This window comes from Serratia sp. 14-2641, from assembly GCF_001692375.1.
GTDB classification, from domain to species: Bacteria; Pseudomonadota; Gammaproteobacteria; order Enterobacterales; family Enterobacteriaceae; genus Chania; species Chania fonticola_C.
Genome location: NZ_LXKR01000017.1, coordinates 1 through 651, shown reverse-complemented (window position 1 = coordinate 651; position 651 = coordinate 1). Strand labels below are relative to the sequence as shown.

General features: G+C 52.4%; 1 protein-coding gene and 1 pseudogene. Both read left to right on the top strand.

Going from position 1 to position 651, the window contains the following annotated elements:
- On the top strand, positions 1-169 hold a 169-nt coding region (gene pilP, locus A6U95_RS29655), incomplete at its 5' end, for a type IV pilus biogenesis protein PilP (RefSeq protein ID WP_139102345.1).
- A gap of 5 nt (positions 170-174) precedes the next feature.
- A pseudogene (locus tag A6U95_RS08145) lies at positions 175-651 on the top strand (type II secretion protein E); the annotation flags it as partial.

Sequence of the window (651 nt, the reverse complement as noted above, 5' to 3'; positions counted from 1 at the left end):
GGGGAAAGGTTTCACGGCCGTGCTGGCACTCAGCAACGGCAACCAGGTTACGGTGCAGTCAGGGGATCGCATTCCGGGTACGGAATACGTTGTTAAACGTATCAACCTCAATGAGGTCGTTGTCTCCGGGAAGAGCCCAACGCTGGTGTCTCTTTCCTTTGCGGGGTAACCAATATGTATGAGAAACGTGGCTCAACCTATATCTATTTAGATCTGGTCAATTCTGACGCCCCGACCTTGTATGTGTCTGACGCGCACAATAACAGTCTGGCCGTCACGTCAGAGATTGCCGGCGCGTTTAAGCAATACCCCAGGCTACAGGTTAAGCGGGTCCAGCTCGACAAACTGAAGGAATTGCAGCAAAGCCAGGTAACAGACAATCCCGAAGCTAACGATTATTCCGCTCAACAGGCGAAAATCATCGGTTTTTTTCGGGAAGCCAAGAAGAAAGGGGCCAGCGATATTCATCTGATGATCGGGATGAACAATGTGACCGTGGTGCAATTTCGCGTGCATGGCGACCTCGAAACGGTGATGCAACTGGATAGTGCAGAAGGAATGACGCTGGCGTCGACGATTGTGATGTCGATGTGCGATGTGGCCGAGAAGAGCTTTAACCCCAATCGCGCCCAGGATGGGCGGGTGCGCAAA